The organism is Bradyrhizobium sp. 197 (genome assembly GCF_023073375.1).
GTDB lineage: Bacteria > Pseudomonadota > Alphaproteobacteria > Rhizobiales > Xanthobacteraceae > Bradyrhizobium.
Genome location: NZ_JADPJJ010000065.1, coordinates 52,806 through 68,060 on the forward strand (window position 1 = coordinate 52,806; position 15,255 = coordinate 68,060).

Here is a 15,255-nt window from a genome sequence, read left to right on the forward strand (position 1 = left end):
ATGTCGGGATATGGGAATGCCGGCAATACCCCGGCCTCAAGAGAACGAGGGCGTCGGCGAACACGTCAGGACCAGATTTCACGTTGGCCCGAAGGCCGCCTGTGAAATTGCGGAGCTCCTTACGGAGAACCGCACCGAACGAAGAAAACTTGTTTCTTCTGCCGGACCGGGCTTAGCGAGCGAACCCGCGAAGAGAACGATCCGACCGTTGACCTGATGTCTCGCCGACACCCTCTATCGTCGACCAGAACCTTTTGAGAGGCGCTGATGACGTGCCGGCTCTCTAGGAGCCGGCAACTTCAAAAAGCGAAGTTACTTCTTCTTCGCGACCTTGCGGGTCTTCTTCGCAGTCTTCTTCACTGCGGACTTCGCCTTCTTCGCCTTCTTCGCCTTCTTAGCTTTCTTGGCCATGTTGCCCTCCGATGTGTGAGATGGCTTAATCGCTGCATGCAGTCGGGGATCGAGTGCACACTCATCCCGAATACACCAACACAACGAAAAAAACAGCGTCTCGCTTAAAGAAGTGTTGACGAGCAAAGACGCGTGCGCTTGGCGAGCGCGATGCAAGCGCACTGCGTGACGTGTGCTTGCGATCGCGGAGAGTGCCCGCCGCATCAGCTTCCGTGAGAGATGCAATTGCAGGAAACACTATGCAGCAAGTATTTTTCTGCACGCACACATCGCGCGCGATCGTCGCGACGACGCGCATCTCCAATCCCGCGACGGCCTCGCGAAGGCGCTTCGCGGACTCTGAGTCGCGACTTTTGGCAACGAAAATATTTTCATGATTAACGCCGCGAGCGCTCGTCAGAGCGTGTGCAAGCCGCCGTTTTGCGCGAATCGCGTGCGGCGATTCGGTCGGCGTATCGCGGTCGATCAGGATGAAGTTTGCCGCCGAGGATGCGCGCGAGCATCGCATCGCGAACCGAAAGCGAGGTGATGACGCGTGTCCGTCACCTCGTTCGAACGCGCGAAGTCAGATGCCGAGCTTGGACTTGAGCAGGTCGTTGACGCTCTGCGGGTTGGCTTTGCCGCCGGACGCCTTCATCACCTGGCCGACGAACCAGCCGAGCGACTGCGGCTTGTCCTTGACCTGCGCGGCTTTGTCGGGATTGGCCGCGATGATGTCGTCGACCACCTTTTCGATTGCGGAAAGATCGGTCACCTGCTTCATGCCGCGGCTTTCGACCAGCGCGCGGGGATCGCCGCCCTCCTGCCAGACGATCTCGAACAGATCCTTGGCGATCTTGCCGGAGATGGTGCCCTCGCCGATCAGGTCGATGATCGCAGCCAACTGCTCGGCGCCAACCGGAGTGCCCGTAATATCCCGGCCTTCCTTGTTGAGACGGCCGAACAGCTCGTTGATGACCCAGTTCGCGGCGACCTTGCCGTCACGCGCGCGGTTGGCGAGCTTCTCCAGCACGGTCTCGTAGAACACCGCGCTCTCGCGCTCGGCGACCAGCACGCTGGCGTCGTAGGCCGACAGGCCGAGATCCGCGACGAAGCGCAGCTTCTTCTGGTCCGGAAGTTCAGGCAGCTTCGCCTTCAGCCTGTCGACGAATTCTTGGCTGAACTCCAGCGGCAGCAAGTCGGGATCGGGGAAGTAGCGATAGTCGTGCGCCTCTTCCTTGGACCGCATCGACCGTGTCTCGCCCTTGTTGGGGTCGTAGAGCCGGGTCTCCTGGTCAATCGCGCCGCCGTCCTCGAGGATTTCGATCTGGCGCCGCGCCTCGTACTCGATCGCCTGGCCGATGAAGGTGATCGAGTTCATGTTCTTGATCTCGCAGCGGGTGCCGAGCGGCGCGCCCGGCTTGCGCACGGAGACGTTGACGTCGGCGCGCAAGCTTCCCTTCTCCATGTCGCCGTCGCAGGTGCCGAGATAGCGCAGGATCGAGCGCAGCTTGGTCACATAGGCCTTGGCCTGCTCGGCATCGCGGATGTCCGGTTTTGATACGATCTCCATCAGCGCGACGCCGGAACGGTTGAGGTCGACATAGGACAGGGTTGGCGACTGGTCGTGCAGCGACTTGCCGGCGTCCTGCTCCAGATGCAGTCGCTCGATGCCGATGGTTGCGGTCTTGCCGCCGTCCAGTTCGACCACGACCTCGCCTTCGCCGACGATCGGCGTTTTGTACTGGCTGATCTGGTAGCCCTGCGGCGAGTCCGGATAGAAATAGTTCTTGCGGTCGAACACCGAGCGCAGATTGATCTGCGCATTGAGGCCGAGCCCGGTGATGACAGCCTGCCTGACGCATTCCTCGTTGATGACGGGCAGCATGCCCGGCATCGCGGCGTCGACCAGCGATACGTGACTGTTCGGCTCGCCGCCGAACGCGGTCGAGGCGCCCGAGAACAGTTTTGAGTTCGACGTCACCTGGGCATGGATCTCCAGGCCGATGACCATCTCCCAGTCGCCGGTGGCGCCTTTGAGAAGCTTGTGCGTGGCCGTGCTCATGTCTTGCTCCCGAGCAGCGTGACAGCGATCCGCTCCCACTCCGCCTGCAATGAATCCTTCGCCACCGGCTGGCCGGCCTGGCGATACCAATAGCCGGCATTGCCGAGGTCGCCCTCGACCCGGTGCAGATAGGCGTGCACCCAGGCGGCTTCGCGGCTGCCCTCGTCCTGAACGATCTTGTGCGCCTGGTCCCAGTCGCCCTTGGCGGCCCACCACAGGCCGGCGAGCGGCGCGCTGAGATCCGGCGCCGGCGCGGCGCCGTCGAGGCTGGCGATATACGCCGCCATATTCACCACCATTTCGCCGGCGTGAAGCGGCCGGCCGCCTGCTCGATCACCTCGCCGAGCGAGAACAGCGTCTCCTCGTCGAAGGGCCGGCCGATCAGCTGAAGGCCGAGCGGCAGGCCCTGCGCGTCCTTGCCGGCGGGCACCGCGATGCCGGGCAACCCCGCCATGTTCACGGTCACCGTGAAGATATCGTTGAGGTACATCTCGACGGGGTCGGCCCCACCCTTCTCGCCAATGCCGAAGGCGGCGGACGGCGTCGCCGGCGTCAGGATCGCGTCGACGCCCTTGGCGAAGCAGTCCTCGAAATCCTTCTTGATCAGCGTACGCACCTTCTGGGCGCGCAAATAGTAGGCGTCGTAATAGCCGGCCGAGAGCACGTAGGTGCCGATCATGACGCGGCGCTTCACCTCCGCGCCAAAACCTTCAGCACGGGTGTTCTCGTAGAGCTCGTTGATATTCCTGCCCTGCTCGCGCAAACCGTAGCGCACGCCGTCGTAGCGCGCGAGGTTGGAGGACGCCTCCGCCGGCGCCACGATGTAATAGGCCGGCAGCGCGTACTTCGTATGCGGCAGCGATATCTCGACCAGCTCGGCGCCGGCCGCCTTGAGCCAGGCCGCGCCCGCTTCCCAAAGTTTTTCGATCTCGGCCGGCATGCCGTCGAGACGGTATTCCCTGGGAATGCCGATCTTCATGCCCTTCACGGACTTGCCGATCGCGGCCTCATAGTCCGGCACGGGGATATCGACCGAGGTCGTGTCCTTCGGATCGTGGCCGGCCATCGAGCGCAGCAGCATCGCGGCATCGCGCGTGCTGCGCGCGATCGGACCGGCCTGGTCGAGCGAGGAGGCAAAGGCGACGATGCCCCAGCGCGAGCAGCGGCCATAGGTCGGCTTGATGCCGACGGTCGCGGTGAACGCCGCCGGCTGGCGGATCGAGCCGCCGGTATCGGTTGCGGTCGCGCCCATGCAGAGCAGCGCGGCCACCGCAGAGGCCGAACCGCCGGACGAGCCGCCCGGCACCAGCGTCGTGTTGCTTCCGTCGCGCCGCCAGGGATTGCCGACCGGGCCGAAGCACGAGGTCTCGTTCGACGAGCCCATCGCGAACTCGTCATTGTTGAGCTTGCCCAGCATCACCGCGCCGTCGCGCCAGAGCTGCGAGGTGATGGTGGACTCGTAGGTCGGCACGAAATTGCCGAGGATTTTTGAACACGCCGTGGTGCGCACGCCCTTGGTCGCGAACAGGTCCTTGATGCCGAGTGGAATGCCGGCGAGCGGCCCCGCATCGCCTTTCCCGATCCTGGCATCCGCCTCGCGCGCCATGGTACGCGCCTGATCCGGCGTCTCCATGACGAAAGCATTGAGCACGCGCGCGGCTTCGATCGCGTTCAGGTGCGCATCGGTCAGCTCGAGTGACGTGAAAGTCTTGGCCGCGAGGCCCTTGCGGGCTTCGGCGAGCGTCAGCGATGTCAAATCGGTCATTTATTGATCGGGCTGCAGAAGAACGGAGACAGGGATTTGTCGTTGGCCGGGTCGTCTTTCTTGGCGGCCGCTTTCGCAGCCGCCTCGATCTCGTCGAGCACGGCATTGACGGCGACGTTGGGGTCGGCAGCCTTGCCCTGCCTCTCCATCTTGTCGAGATAGTTCATGTAGGCCTGATAGGCCTTCTCGTCGTCGCAAAGCATGCACATCGGACAGCGTCCTGAGAATTACTCGACCACTTTGGGCACAAGAAAGAAGTGACCTTCGGTCGCCGGCGCATTGGCCACGATATCGTCGGCGATCTCGCCGTCGTTGACCACGTCTTGCCGCTTCTTCATCTGCATCGGGGTGACCGAAGTCATGGGCTCCACGCCCTCGACATTGACCTCCGAGAGCTGCTCGACAAAGGCGAGCATGGCGTTCAGCTCGCCCTGCAGATGCGGAACCTCGCCTTCGGAAACAGCAATGCGCGCCAGATGCGCGATGCGGCGGACGGTAGCGGCGTCGACGGACATAATATAAGGCCTCTCACGGCAAAACCTATGTGCCGTATAGCAGAGGCCGCTTTTGCGCCGCAACCGGGGCTGGGGACTAGCCGGCCAGCGCCTTCATCCGGGCAAGTGCCGATCTGGCGAGATCCCGGGTCAATTCGGCCGCCGGGACCTCGCGGCCCAAGGCAATGGCCTGGCCGGCCCAGAGATTGGTGAAATCCACCCTGCCCTGCTTCTCGGCAGCCGCCTTCAGCGGTCCGAGCGCCGTTGCGGCATGGGGAAATGGCGGCGCATCCGGCGAGATCGGGCCGGCCTCGCGCATCAGACGGTTCTGGACGCCGCGCGCCGGCCGCCCGGTCATGACATTGGTGATGACGGTGGAATCGTCCCGTCCTTCGGCGAGCGCCGCGCGGGCCGCCGCACTGACCTTGGATTCCGGACAACGCAGATAGGCGCTCCCGATCTGCACGCCGGCCGCGCCGAGCGCAAACGCCGCCGCGATACCGCGGCCATCCGCAATGCCGCCGGCCGCAATCACTGGCACCTTCACCGCGTCGACCACCTGCGGCACCAGCGCAAAGGTGCCGGGCTGTTCCGAGATCTTGTCGGTCAGGAACATGCCGCGATGGCCGCCAGCCTCCGCACCTTGTGCGATCACCGCGTCAGCACCGTGCTGCTCGAGCCAGACCGCCTCCCTCACCGTGGTCGCCGAGGCGATGACGAGACATCCTGCCGCCCTGACCCGCTTGAGCAGCGCGTCCTCGGGCAGGCCGAAATGGAAGCTGACGATCTCCGGCTTCAACTCCTCCACGACCTCGCAGAAGCCGGCGTCGAACGGTGCGCGGTTTGCGGCATTGATGGGTGCGGCGGGATCGAGGCCATGCTCGCTGTAGTAGCCCGCGAGGCGATGCTTCCAGCGCGCCTCCGCCTCGGCCGTGAGCTCGACCGGTGTATGGCAGAAGAAGTTCATGTTCACCGGCGCGGAGACGCGTTGTCGGATGATATTGACCTGCTCGCGCGCCTTATCCGGCGACAGCATCGCGCTCGGCAGCGAGCCGAGCCCGCCGCCTTGCGCGACGGCGATCACCAGTTCCGCATCCATCACACCAGCCATCGGCGCCAGCACGATCGGAAATTCGGTCTTGAAGAGGTCGATCAATCGACGGTCAGGCCACATGGTTTTGCTCTCTCGTGGTTCAGGCAAGCGGTGCCATGGAATTACGCCGACCGGTTAGCAGTTGCTCGGCCTCGGTCGCGATACGTTCGACGATCTCGGCGGCGGGCGGAATATCATGGATCAGGCCGACAGCCTCGCCGGCAAAGACCGCGGCGACCTCAAAATTGCCCGCGGCCCTTGCCGCAGCATACTCAACGGTCACCTCGGCCGCGCGCTGCATCAGCTCGATCTCGCGGCCGGTCCAGCGCCTGATATGATCGTTGACCAGCGTTCGCGCGGTGAACGGAGCCGGCCAGAACAGGCTGCGCGACCAGTCGACGATAACGCCGCGCACGGTGTCATTGGAATCAGCGTCGCGAATGCGCTGCTTCGCTTCCTCCGCACCGTCGGCCTCCACGCTCGCGTAAAAGCGCGTTCCGATCAGCACGCCGGAGGCGCCCAGCATCATCATCGCCGCGAGCCCTCGGCCATCGGCAATTCCGCCGGCGGCAACGACCGGCACGCGCCCGGCCGCGAGATCGACGATAACAGGCACGATATCGACGGTGGTGCGCGATGCGCCATGGCCGCCGGCTTCGGTGCCCTGCGCGATCAGGATGTCCGCACCGGCGTCGAGCGCCTGCTTCGCCATGTCCTCGCTCTGCACCTGGCAGATCAAGCGCGCCCCGCACGCCTTGATGCGCGCCGCAAACGGCGCGGGATCACCGAACGACAGCATGATCGCCTGCGGTTTGGCATCCAGCGCAACGTCGAGAAGTTCAGGTTGTTTTGCGAGGCTCCAGGTGATGAAGCCGATGCCGAATGGCGCAAACCCGCTCAATCTCTTTGCCTCGGCCTCGAGCCGGGCCCGGTCGCCATAGCCGCCACCCAAAATCCCGAAACCGCCGGCTTCGCTGACGGCCCGCGTCAGCCGGCTGCCCGCGATCGTATCCATCGGCGCCAACAGGATCGGATGCGTGATTCCCAGCAGCTGGGTCAGCGATGTCACGATCGGCATGGTCGCCCTCCTGGCTGGACACGGACACTAGGCTTGAATAACATTCTGGAAAAATGATTTCCAATGAACGCAACCATCTCAAAAGCGAAACGATATCATGGAACTCAGCGACATCCAGACCTTTGCGGCGGTTGCCCGCACCGGCGGCATCACCCGCGCCGCGGAAGAGCTCAACACCGTGCAGTCCAACGTCACCCAGCGTGTGAAGGCGCTGGAAGCCGAGATCGGCACACCGCTATTCGAGCGGCACAGCCGCGGCATGACGCTGACGAGCGCGGGCAAGCGCCTTTTGCCTTACGCACAGCGGATGGCCGCATTGTCACGCGAAGCTGTGCTTGCCGCCCGCGACGACGGCGAGCCGAAGGGACCGCTTGCGATCGGCTCGATGGAAACCACCGCGGCGGTGCGGCTGCCGCCATTGCTCGCGGACTTTCATCGCCGCTTTCCTGCCGTCCGGCTGAGCCTGCGTACCGCGCCCACCGCCGACCTCGTCGCGAGCGTGCTCGAAGGCACGCTCGACGGCGCCTTCGTCGCGGGTCCGATTGCGCATGCCGATCTCACCGCGACAAGCGCGTTCCGCGAAGAGCTCGTGCTGGTCAGCGCGCGGCGCTGGGCCACGCTTGCCGAGCTACGCGCCGGCACGCCGGAGTCCGGCCCGACCGCGCTGGTGTTCCGCACCGGCTGCACCTACCGGCAGCGGCTCGAACAGATTTTTGTCGAGTTCGGCTGGCCGTCAGCCGCACGCTTCGAGCTCGGCACGCTCGACGGCATGATCGGCTGTGTCGCCGCCGACATGGGCGTGACGCTGCTGCCGCGTGCCGTCGTCGAACGCAGCGCGATCAACGGCAGCGTGACCGTCCACGCGCTCGGCGCCTTGCATGCGCGCGTCGAGACCCTCTTCATCCAGCGCCGCGCCGGGCATCAAACCAGCGCGCTCAGCGGGTTTTCCGCCGCCTGCCTGAAGAAAAACGACGACGTCATCGCGGCCTGAGACGCCATCGCCGCAGCGCCACGGCGGCCCAGATCGCCTCGACGAGGCCGAACGGCCAGGCCCCTTGCAGGAAGCCGTAAGCCGAACCGAGCACGCAGGACATCGCGAACAGCAGCACGAACCAGTGGCTGCGGTCTTCCAGGGCGTAAGTGACCAGCATCGCCGTCACGGCGAACAGGCCAAATAGTGTCAGCGCATCCATTGTTTCGGGTTCACTCCGTAGCGCGACGCGTGATATGCGCTAATCCCATGCCGGCTCTTATCCTGCCTCTCGTCGATGCTGCAACCCACTGGCCCGAACGCGGCGGGTTGGTCGGGCTCGATCTGGGTACCAAGACCATCGGCGTTGCCGTCTCCAATCCGGACCGCCGGTTAGCTACCGGCGTCGAGACCATCCAGCGCAAGGCCTTCAAACAGGATGCCGCCCGGCTGCTCGCGATTGCCGGTGAACGCAAGGCCGTCGGCTTCGTGCTCGGCCTGCCCATCAACATGGATGGCAGCGAGGGCCCGCGCGCGCAATCGACCCGGGCATTTGCCCGCAACCTCGCCGGCCTGACCGCGCTGCCCATCGGCCTCTGGGACGAGCGTCTGTCGACCGCCGCGGTCGAACGCGAACTGATCGGCATGGACGTCAGCCGCGCCAAGCGCGCCGAGGTGATCGACGAGCACGCCGCGATCTTCATCCTGCAAGGCGCGCTCGACCGGCTCGCCAATCTGCGCGCAGCGCCGGGGCCTGACTGATCCATGGCCGTCGTGATCGCGGCGCTCCTCCCGGTCTTTATCCTCATCGTGCTCGGCGTCGTGCTGAAGCGCACCCTGATGCGGCTCGACACACAATGGCACGGGCTGGAGCGGCTGACCTATTTCGTGCTGTTTCCGATGCTGCTGATCCAGACTCTGGTGAAGGCCGACCTGTCCAGGGTCCCGGTCGCCGGCGTCGGCGGCGCGTTGCTGCTGTCGGCGCTCGCGATGTCGCTGCTCTGCCTCGCGCTCCGCCCGGCTCTCGCGCGGCTCGACATCGACGGTCCCGCCTTCACCTCGATCTTCCAGGGCGCCACCCGCTGGCAGACCTATGTCGCACTCTCCGTCTCCGCCAACATGTTCGGCGATGTCGGGCTGGCCCTCGCCTCGGTCGCTATGGTCGCGATCATCCCGCTGGTCAACGTGTTCAGCGTCGCGGTGCTGGCCCATTACGCCGCGCCGGAAAAGCAGTCTGCCCGCGCGATCGTAATGACGCTGGTCCGCAATCCCCTGATCTGGGCCTGCGTGATCGGCCTCGTCATCAACGTCGGCCATCTGCCGCTGCCAAAAATCTGGCACGAGGTCGCGGATGCGCTCGGCCGCTCCTCGCTCGCCATCGGCCTGCTCGTCACCGGTGCCGGCCTGCAGCTCAAAGGCCTGCTCCGCCCGAGCGTGGGCGCGACGATCGGCGTAACGTTCAAGCTGGTGCTGATGCCCGTGCTCGCGCTGGCGCTTGCCGTCTGGTTCGGGCTAGCAGGCACCAACCTCGCGATCATCGCGACCTGCGCGGCGGTGCCGACCTCGCCCAGCGCCTATGTGCTGGCCCGCCAGATGGGCGGCGACGCGCCATTGCTGGCGCAGATCATCACGCTGCAAACGATCCTGGCGGCGATCACCATGCCGATCGCGATCGCGATCGCGCTGGTGGCCTAGCTCCCCAGCCACATCGTCAGCACCACCGCCGTCAAATTGTTTAGCGCATGCAGCACGATCGTGAGCCAGAGCGAGCTGCTGCGGTAGCGCATGTAGCCGAACCACAGGCCGATGGAGAAGACCTCGGCGAGGAAGTACATGTCGTATTGCAGATGCACCGCCGTCCACACCAGCGACGACAGGACGATCGCGCCGGGCACGCGCAGGAAGCTCGCCGACCAGCCGCGGTAGAGGAATCCGCGCGCCAAAACCTCCTCGGACATCGGCGCTGCCACGCTGAAGGCGAATAGCAGGAAGAAGGCTGCGCCCTTGTCGCGGCCGGATTTCAGCAGATCGGTCATGAAGCCCGGCGTCGCCTCGCGGCCGAGGCTCCGCGACATCGTCTCCCAGGCCACCACGATCAGGACAAGCCCGACGGCGCCGAACAGGAGTTGCTTCCAGGACGGCCAATGCAGCGCGAGATAATCGGCGAAAGCGGCCTTCTTGATGCGGATGGCGAGCCACACCGCGGTCAGCGTCGCCGGCAGGCCCATGGTCACCGACAGCGCAAGCGCCTGCGGCTCGCGGCCGACGAGCTGAAGCGAGGCGAGGTCCATCGGCAGGCCACGCTGCACCACCAGCAGAACGATGGCGCCGATCTGCCCGACGAACATCGCGACGAAGATGAGCAGGCCCCACAGCGCCGTGCCCAGGAACTTCCAGACGCGCGGCGTCGCAAGGGTCACGGTAAGCGGCGGATGGTCGGGATTGAGGGAGTCCATTAGGGGCTTTCGTTAGAAGCAGTCTATCGAGCGACCGTCATGCCCGGGACGTAGGTGAACGGAAGCGACGCCGTCCTTCGGACGGATGTGCCGGCCATGACGATGTGGTTCCAGCATGCCCCGTTCACGGCAGCGCCCGCTCCAGCAGTGCACGCACCTCACCGCTCTCCAGCTCCACCGCGCCATACATGCTGGCGTGGTTGGCCGCGAGCCGAGTGACGGCGAACAGCTCGGCATGGCGGGGCGACACAGCGTTGAGCGCAGCGGCTGCGGCAAGTAGCGCCAGCTTCTCGACGGCAAGCCGCGCGACGCGCTCGCCGTCCGCCCGGCGGAAGCTCTCGCCGATGAAAGTGATCGCCTCGCCTGCTCCGGACAAGCCCTTCGTCTCAGCCGCAAGTCCTTGCAGCACCGCCATCGCCGCATCCGCCTCGCGCGAGAGCGCGCGCAGCACGTCGAGGCACATCACATTGCCCGAGCCTTCCCAGATCGCGTTGACCGGCGCCTCCCGGTAGTGACGTGCCAGAATGCCGTCCTCGACATAGCCATTGCCGCCGAGGCACTCCATCGCCTCGTAGAGAAACGCCGGCGCGCTCTTGCAGGTCCAGTATTTGATAGCGGGCGTGAGCAGCCGCATATAGGCGGCGTCCGCCGCATCGTGCGGCGTGCGGTCGAAGGCGCGGCAGAGCCGCATAATCAGCGCGACGCTCGCCTCGACATGCAGCGCCATGTCCGACAGCACCGCCTGCATCAAGGGCTGATCGGCAAGATGCTTCTGGAACACACTGCGGTGACGGGTGTGATGCAGCGCGTGCGCGAGCCCCGAGCGCATCAGGCCGACGGAGGCGATTGCGCAGTCCTGGCGCGTGAGCTGCACCATCTGGATGATGGTGCGGATGCCCTTGCCCTCCTCGCCGACGGCTTCCGCATAGGCGCCGACGAACTCGACCTCGGACGAGGCATTGGAGCGGTTGCCGAGCTTGTCCTTCAGACGCTGGAACTGGATCGCGTTGACCGAGCCATCAGGTGCAAACCGGGGCATGAAGAAGCAGGTCAGCCCCTGCTCCGCCTGCGCCAGCACCAGGAACGCATCGCACATCGGCGCCGACATGAACCATTTGTGGCCGGTGATGCGATAGGCATCCCCATCGCGCACCGCCCGCGTCATGTTGGCGCGCACGTCCGTGCCGCCCTGCTTCTCGGTCATTCCCATGCCGAGCGTGATGCCGCGCTTGTCCCACCACGGCGCGAAGGCGGGATCATAGCTCTTCGTCGACAGCACCGGCATCACCTTGCCGAGCAGATCCGGCTGCATCACCAGCGCCGCGACGGAGGCGCGCGTCATCGTGATCGGACAAAGATGCCCTGTCTCGACTTGCGCGGCGATGTAGAATTTTGCCGCACGAATGACCTCGGCGGCATCGCCCGTAGGCTTTCCATCCGTCGTCCACGTCGAATTGTGCAGGCCGGCATGCGCGCTGTGCGCCATCAGCTCGTGATAGGCGGGATGAAACTCGACCTGGTCGCGGCGGTTGCCCTTGGAATCGAAGGTCCGCAGCTTCGGCGTGTTCTCGTTCGCGACGCGCCCGCGGTCCGCCATCGCGGCCGAGCCCCAATGCCTCCCGAACTCCGACAGCGCCCGTTCCGCCGCCGCGCCGCCATTGGCCTTCACCGCCTCGACTAGCGGCCGATCCATGGCGAACAGGTCGACGTCCTCGAGCGGCGGCGACTGGTTGAAAACCTCGTGAGTCGCGAAGCTGGGCTGGGTCATCTTGTTTCTCGGCGCGGGATCAGTTCCGCCGCGGCGGAATCGGGAAATCATAGGCCGCTCCACCCGTCCCCGGCAGGGAAAAATGCCACCACTCCTTCGAATAGTTCACAAAGCCTTGCTTCGCCATCGCAGCCACCAGCCGCCTGCGCCAGGCGCGCTGGTCCGGATTGATCGACGGTGCGGCGGTATGCCCTTTCACATCGGTGCAGTCATAGCCCGTGCCCATGTCGACGCTGCCTTCCGGCAGCCGCGCCTCGACCGGCGCCGTGCAATCGGCGTAGCTTTTTGACGGATCGTATCTGCCCGAATTGTCGGCTTTGAGATCGACCAGGGTGAGATCGAGCGCCGCGCCGGTGGAATGCTGCGAGCGGCTCGCGATATAGCCGAGGCGGAACAGCTCCGTCTTGGGAATTTTGGGATTGTAGCGCCGCTCGGCGGCGGTCTCGTGGCCGTTCTGCGACCACCTGACCATGTCGAGCGAGGCCCGCACCGGCCGGTAGCAGTCGAACATCTTCAGCGAGAGATTTTGCCCCGCCAGTTCCTGCTGAACCGCCTTCAGCCGCAGCCCCACCTCACGCTTCACCACGCATTCACCGGCGCCATAGCCGGCCAGCTGACGGCCGACGAAATTGTTCGAGGTGGCGTAGCGGATGTCCTGGACGATGCTGGCGTCGATGTCGCGCAAATAGACGAAACCGCCGGGAAGCGATTGGGCGTGGGCGGATGAGATTGAGGCGACCGTTAAAAGTACAATCAAAATCAGGCTAGCGGAGCGCATTGAAACTTCCCTCGTTCCGGGTTCGATGCTTCGCATCGCCCCGGAATGCCAGCAAGACAGATCAGGGGATAAGTCACCGGTTCGGCTTTGGCCCTTGCCCCCTCAGCCATCCCCGCCTATAGCTCTCGTTTTAATGACATCGAAATCGACCTTCGTCCTCGGCCACCGGCATTTGCTGGGCATCGAGGGCCTTTCCGCGGCCGACATCACCGGCCTCCTCGACCTGTCCGAAGAATATGTCGAGGTCAACCGCCAGGTTGACAAGAAGCGCACCGTCCTGCGTGGACGGACGCAGGTGAACCTCTTCTTCGAGGCTTCCACCCGGACCCAATCCTCGTTCGAGCTCGCCGGCAAACGGCTGGGCGCCGACGTCATGAATATGTCGGTGTCCTCTTCGTCCATGAAAAAGGGCGAGACGCTGATCGACACCGCGGTGACGCTGAACGCCATGCACCCGGATATCCTGGTGGTCCGGCATCACGCCTCCGGCGCGGTGGAACTGCTGGCCCGCAAGGTCGACGGTTCCGTGGTCAATGCCGGCGACGGCGCCCATGAGCATCCGACGCAAGCGCTGCTGGATGGCCTCACCATCCGCCGCAACAAGGGCCGCATCGAGGGCCTCGTCGTCGCGATCTGCGGCGACGTGCTGCATTCGCGCGTCGCCCGCTCCAACATCATCCTGCTCAACACCATGGGCGCGCGCGTCCGTGTCGTCGGCCCCTCGACGCTGCTGCCGCCGGGGCTCGAACGGATGGGGGTTGAGGTTGCGCGCGACATGCGCGAGGGGCTCAACGGCGCGGACATCGTCATGATGCTGCGGCTGCAGCGCGAGCGCATGAACGGCTCCTTCGTGCCTTCCTCCTCCGAATACTTCCATTATTTCGGGCTGGACCAGAAGAAGCTGGCCTACGCAAAACCCGATGCGCTGGTGATGCATCCCGGCCCCATGAACCGCGGCGTCGAGATCGACACGGCGGTCGCCGACGGCGCACAGTCCCTGATCCGCGAACAGGTGGAGATGGGGGTCGCCGTGCGCATGGCCGTGCTGGAAGCGCTCGCCCGTAACCTTCCGAACGCGTGATGCCCATGTTGATCGATCGACGACCCATTCTGCTTGCCAATGCCCGCGTCGTCGATCCCTCCAGGGATTTTGACGGCATCGGCGACGTCCTGATCGCCGACGGCACCATCCGCGAGACCCGCCGCGGCATTGGAGCTGCCGGCGTCCCCGAAGGCACCGACATCGTCAACTGCTCCGGCAAGATCGTGGCACCCGGTCTGATCGACATGCGCGCCTTTGTCGGCGAACCCGGCTTCAGCCATCGCGAGACGTTTGCTTCGGCGAGCCAGGCGGCGGCGACCGGGGGCGTCACCACCATCATCTGCCAGCCCGAGACCGAGCCTGTCATCGACAATTCAGCGACCGTCGACTTCGTGATGCGCCGCGCCCGCGACACCGCAATCGTCAACATCCTGCCGATGGCGGCGCTCACCAAGGGCATGCACGGCGAGGAGATGACCGAGTTCGGTCTCCTGAAGGCCGCAGGAGCGGTCGCCTTCAGCGACAGTGACAGGAGCGTCACCAACGCGCAGGTGATGCGCTGGGCGCTGACCTACGCGCGCGATTTCGACGCGCTGATCGTGCATTATACCGAAGACCCCAAGCTGGTCGGCGAAGGCGTGATGAACGAGGGCGAGTTCGCCACGAGGCTCGGCCTGATGGGCATCCCAAACGCGGCGGAGGCCGTGATGCTGGAACGCGACATGCGCCTCGTCGCGCTTACCGGCGGTCGCTATCACGCGGCTTCGCTGTCCTGCACAGATTCGCTCGACGTCCTGAAACGCGCCCGCGATGCCGGGCTCCCCGTCACCGCGTCGGTCTCCATCAACCACCTCGCGCTGAACGAGAACGACATCGGGCCCTACCGGACATTCCTGAAGCTGTCGCCCCCGTTGCGCACCGAGGACGACCGCCGCGCGCTGGTCGCAGCCGTCGCCTCCGGCCTCCTCGACGTCATCATGTCCGACCACAATCCGCAGGACGTCGAGGGCAAGCGCCTGCCGTTCGCGGAAGCCGCTCCCGGTGCCGTTGGGCTCGAGACCATGCTGCCAGCGGGCTTGCGGCTCGTGCATAATGGCGAGCTGGAATTGAAGACGCTGATCCGGGCGATGTCGACCCGACCGGCCGAGATCCTGAGCTTGCCTGGCGGAACCCTGCGCACAGGTGCCCCGGCCGACGTCATCGTGATCGACCCCGATGTCCCCTGGGTGGTCGATCCCGCCGACCTCAAATCGCCCTGCAAGAACACGCCGTTCGACGAGGCCCGCTTTACAGGCCGCGTGGTGCGCACCATTGTCGGCGGACGGACGGTGTACGAGCATGTCTGACGTGCTGAGC

16 protein-coding genes are annotated in these 15,255 nt (G+C 65.1%); 5 read left to right on the top strand and 11 right to left on the bottom strand.

Features of this window, described 5'->3' with window-relative positions:
* Positions 1-976: 976 nt before the first annotated feature.
* The 7 genes from gatB to IVB27_RS15070 all read right to left on the bottom strand — a co-directional run bounded on the left by gatB (position 977) and on the right by IVB27_RS15070 (position 6,885).
* Complete coding sequence (gene gatB / locus IVB27_RS15040) at positions 977-2,455, bottom strand: Asp-tRNA(Asn)/Glu-tRNA(Gln) amidotransferase subunit GatB (protein WP_247444295.1); 1,479 nt, start codon at positions 2,453-2,455, stop codon at positions 977-979.
* On the bottom strand, positions 2,452-2,754 hold the full coding sequence (locus tag IVB27_RS15045) for a hypothetical protein (RefSeq protein ID WP_247444296.1): 303 nt from the start codon (positions 2,752-2,754) through the stop codon (positions 2,452-2,454). Before IVB27_RS15045 ends, gatB begins: the two co-directional genes overlap by 4 nt.
* Positions 2,745-4,220, bottom strand: coding sequence for an Asp-tRNA(Asn)/Glu-tRNA(Gln) amidotransferase subunit GatA (gene gatA, locus IVB27_RS15050; RefSeq protein ID WP_247444297.1), 1,476 nt, complete (start codon positions 4,218-4,220; stop codon positions 2,745-2,747). The genes IVB27_RS15045 and gatA overlap by 10 nt, the downstream gene beginning before the upstream one ends.
* Positions 4,217-4,429 (bottom strand): hypothetical protein, encoded by a 213-nt coding sequence (locus IVB27_RS15055; protein WP_007611210.1) that lies wholly within the window; start codon positions 4,427-4,429, stop codon positions 4,217-4,219. The genes gatA and IVB27_RS15055 overlap by 4 nt, the downstream gene beginning before the upstream one ends.
* Before the next feature lie 18 nt (positions 4,430-4,447).
* On the bottom strand, positions 4,448-4,735 hold the full coding sequence (gene gatC, locus IVB27_RS15060; protein ID WP_007611211.1) for an Asp-tRNA(Asn)/Glu-tRNA(Gln) amidotransferase subunit GatC: 288 nt from the start codon (positions 4,733-4,735) through the stop codon (positions 4,448-4,450).
* Positions 4,736-4,811: 76 nt separating this feature from the next.
* On the bottom strand, positions 4,812-5,888 hold the full coding sequence (locus IVB27_RS15065; RefSeq protein ID WP_247444298.1) for an NAD(P)H-dependent flavin oxidoreductase: 1,077 nt from the start codon (positions 5,886-5,888) through the stop codon (positions 4,812-4,814).
* Between the two features lie 19 nt (positions 5,889-5,907).
* Positions 5,908-6,885 carry an NAD(P)H-dependent flavin oxidoreductase gene (locus IVB27_RS15070; protein ID WP_247444299.1) on the bottom strand — a complete coding sequence of 326 codons (978 nt, stop codon included), beginning with the start codon at positions 6,883-6,885 and terminating at the stop codon, positions 5,908-5,910.
* 97 nt (positions 6,886-6,982) lie between these two features.
* On the opposite strand from IVB27_RS15070, the gene IVB27_RS15075 reads away from it, so the two are divergent.
* Positions 6,983-7,876 carry a LysR family transcriptional regulator gene (locus IVB27_RS15075; protein WP_247444300.1) on the top strand — a complete coding sequence of 298 codons (894 nt, stop codon included), beginning with the start codon at positions 6,983-6,985 and terminating at the stop codon, positions 7,874-7,876.
* Here the strand turns inward: IVB27_RS15075 and IVB27_RS15080 are convergent.
* Positions 7,863-8,078 carry a hypothetical protein gene (locus IVB27_RS15080; protein ID WP_247444301.1) on the bottom strand — a complete coding sequence of 72 codons (216 nt, stop codon included), beginning with the start codon at positions 8,076-8,078 and terminating at the stop codon, positions 7,863-7,865. The two genes, IVB27_RS15075 and IVB27_RS15080, sit on opposite strands and share 14 nt — an antisense overlap.
* Before the next feature lie 47 nt (positions 8,079-8,125).
* Between IVB27_RS15080 and ruvX the strand changes: the two genes are divergently transcribed.
* Both ruvX and IVB27_RS15090 read left to right on the top strand, forming a co-directional pair.
* Positions 8,126-8,617, top strand: coding sequence for a Holliday junction resolvase RuvX (gene ruvX, locus IVB27_RS15085; RefSeq protein ID WP_247340622.1), 492 nt, complete (start codon positions 8,126-8,128; stop codon positions 8,615-8,617).
* A gap of 3 nt (positions 8,618-8,620) precedes the next feature.
* Entirely contained in the window at positions 8,621-9,550 is a 930-nt protein-coding gene (locus IVB27_RS15090; RefSeq protein WP_247444302.1) for an AEC family transporter, read from the top strand.
* On the opposite strand, the gene IVB27_RS15095 is transcribed toward IVB27_RS15090, so the two are convergent.
* The 3 genes from IVB27_RS15095 to IVB27_RS15105 all read right to left on the bottom strand — a co-directional run bounded on the left by IVB27_RS15095 (position 9,547) and on the right by IVB27_RS15105 (position 12,857).
* Positions 9,547-10,311, bottom strand: coding sequence for a CPBP family intramembrane glutamic endopeptidase (locus IVB27_RS15095; RefSeq protein WP_247444303.1), 765 nt, complete (start codon positions 10,309-10,311; stop codon positions 9,547-9,549). The two genes, IVB27_RS15090 and IVB27_RS15095, sit on opposite strands and share 4 nt — an antisense overlap.
* Positions 10,312-10,435: 124 nt before the next feature.
* Positions 10,436-12,079, bottom strand: a complete 1,644-nt coding sequence (locus IVB27_RS15100; protein WP_247444304.1) for an acyl-CoA dehydrogenase family protein — start codon at positions 12,077-12,079, stop codon at positions 10,436-10,438.
* A 19-nt stretch (positions 12,080-12,098) separates the two neighbouring features.
* Positions 12,099-12,857 (bottom strand): M15 family metallopeptidase, encoded by a 759-nt coding sequence (locus IVB27_RS15105; RefSeq protein WP_247444305.1) that lies wholly within the window; start codon positions 12,855-12,857, stop codon positions 12,099-12,101.
* A gap of 133 nt (positions 12,858-12,990) precedes the next feature.
* Here IVB27_RS15105 and IVB27_RS15110 point away from each other — a divergent pair, with 133 nt between their 5' ends.
* Together IVB27_RS15110 and IVB27_RS15115 are read left to right on the top strand one after the other, a co-directional pair.
* A complete protein-coding gene (locus IVB27_RS15110; protein ID WP_247340632.1) occupies positions 12,991-13,938 on the top strand; it encodes an aspartate carbamoyltransferase catalytic subunit in 948 nt (315 codons plus the stop codon).
* 5 nt (positions 13,939-13,943) lie between these two features.
* Positions 13,944-15,245, top strand: coding sequence for a dihydroorotase (locus IVB27_RS15115; RefSeq protein ID WP_247444353.1), 1,302 nt, complete (start codon positions 13,944-13,946; stop codon positions 15,243-15,245).
* Positions 15,246-15,255: the final 10 nt, after the last annotated feature.

Coding starts and splice junctions, on each gene's coding strand:
- gatB (WP_247444295.1), bottom strand. CDS start 2,455: ATGAGCACGGCCACGCACAAGCTTCTCAAAGGCGCCACCGGCGACTGG.
- IVB27_RS15045 (WP_247444296.1), bottom strand. CDS start 2,754: ATGGTGGTGAATATGGCGGCGTATATCGCCAGCCTCGACGGCGCCGCG.
- gatA (WP_247444297.1), bottom strand. CDS start 4,220: ATGACCGATTTGACATCGCTGACGCTCGCCGAAGCCCGCAAGGGCCTC.
- IVB27_RS15055 (WP_007611210.1), bottom strand. CDS start 4,429: ATGTGCATGCTTTGCGACGACGAGAAGGCCTATCAGGCCTACATGAAC.
- gatC (WP_007611211.1), bottom strand. CDS start 4,735: ATGTCCGTCGACGCCGCTACCGTCCGCCGCATCGCGCATCTGGCGCGC.
- IVB27_RS15065 (WP_247444298.1), bottom strand. CDS start 5,888: ATGTGGCCTGACCGTCGATTGATCGACCTCTTCAAGACCGAATTTCCG.
- IVB27_RS15070 (WP_247444299.1), bottom strand. CDS start 6,885: ATGCCGATCGTGACATCGCTGACCCAGCTGCTGGGAATCACGCATCCG.
- IVB27_RS15075 (WP_247444300.1), top strand. CDS start 6,983: ATGGAACTCAGCGACATCCAGACCTTTGCGGCGGTTGCCCGCACCGGC.
- IVB27_RS15080 (WP_247444301.1), bottom strand. CDS start 8,078: ATGGATGCGCTGACACTATTTGGCCTGTTCGCCGTGACGGCGATGCTG.
- ruvX (WP_247340622.1), top strand. CDS start 8,126: ATGCCGGCTCTTATCCTGCCTCTCGTCGATGCTGCAACCCACTGGCCC.
- IVB27_RS15090 (WP_247444302.1), top strand. CDS start 8,621: ATGGCCGTCGTGATCGCGGCGCTCCTCCCGGTCTTTATCCTCATCGTG.
- IVB27_RS15095 (WP_247444303.1), bottom strand. CDS start 10,311: ATGGACTCCCTCAATCCCGACCATCCGCCGCTTACCGTGACCCTTGCG.
- IVB27_RS15100 (WP_247444304.1), bottom strand. CDS start 12,079: ATGACCCAGCCCAGCTTCGCGACTCACGAGGTTTTCAACCAGTCGCCG.
- IVB27_RS15105 (WP_247444305.1), bottom strand. CDS start 12,857: ATGCGCTCCGCTAGCCTGATTTTGATTGTACTTTTAACGGTCGCCTCA.
- IVB27_RS15110 (WP_247340632.1), top strand. CDS start 12,991: ATGACATCGAAATCGACCTTCGTCCTCGGCCACCGGCATTTGCTGGGC.
- IVB27_RS15115 (WP_247444353.1), top strand. CDS start 13,944: ATGTTGATCGATCGACGACCCATTCTGCTTGCCAATGCCCGCGTCGTC.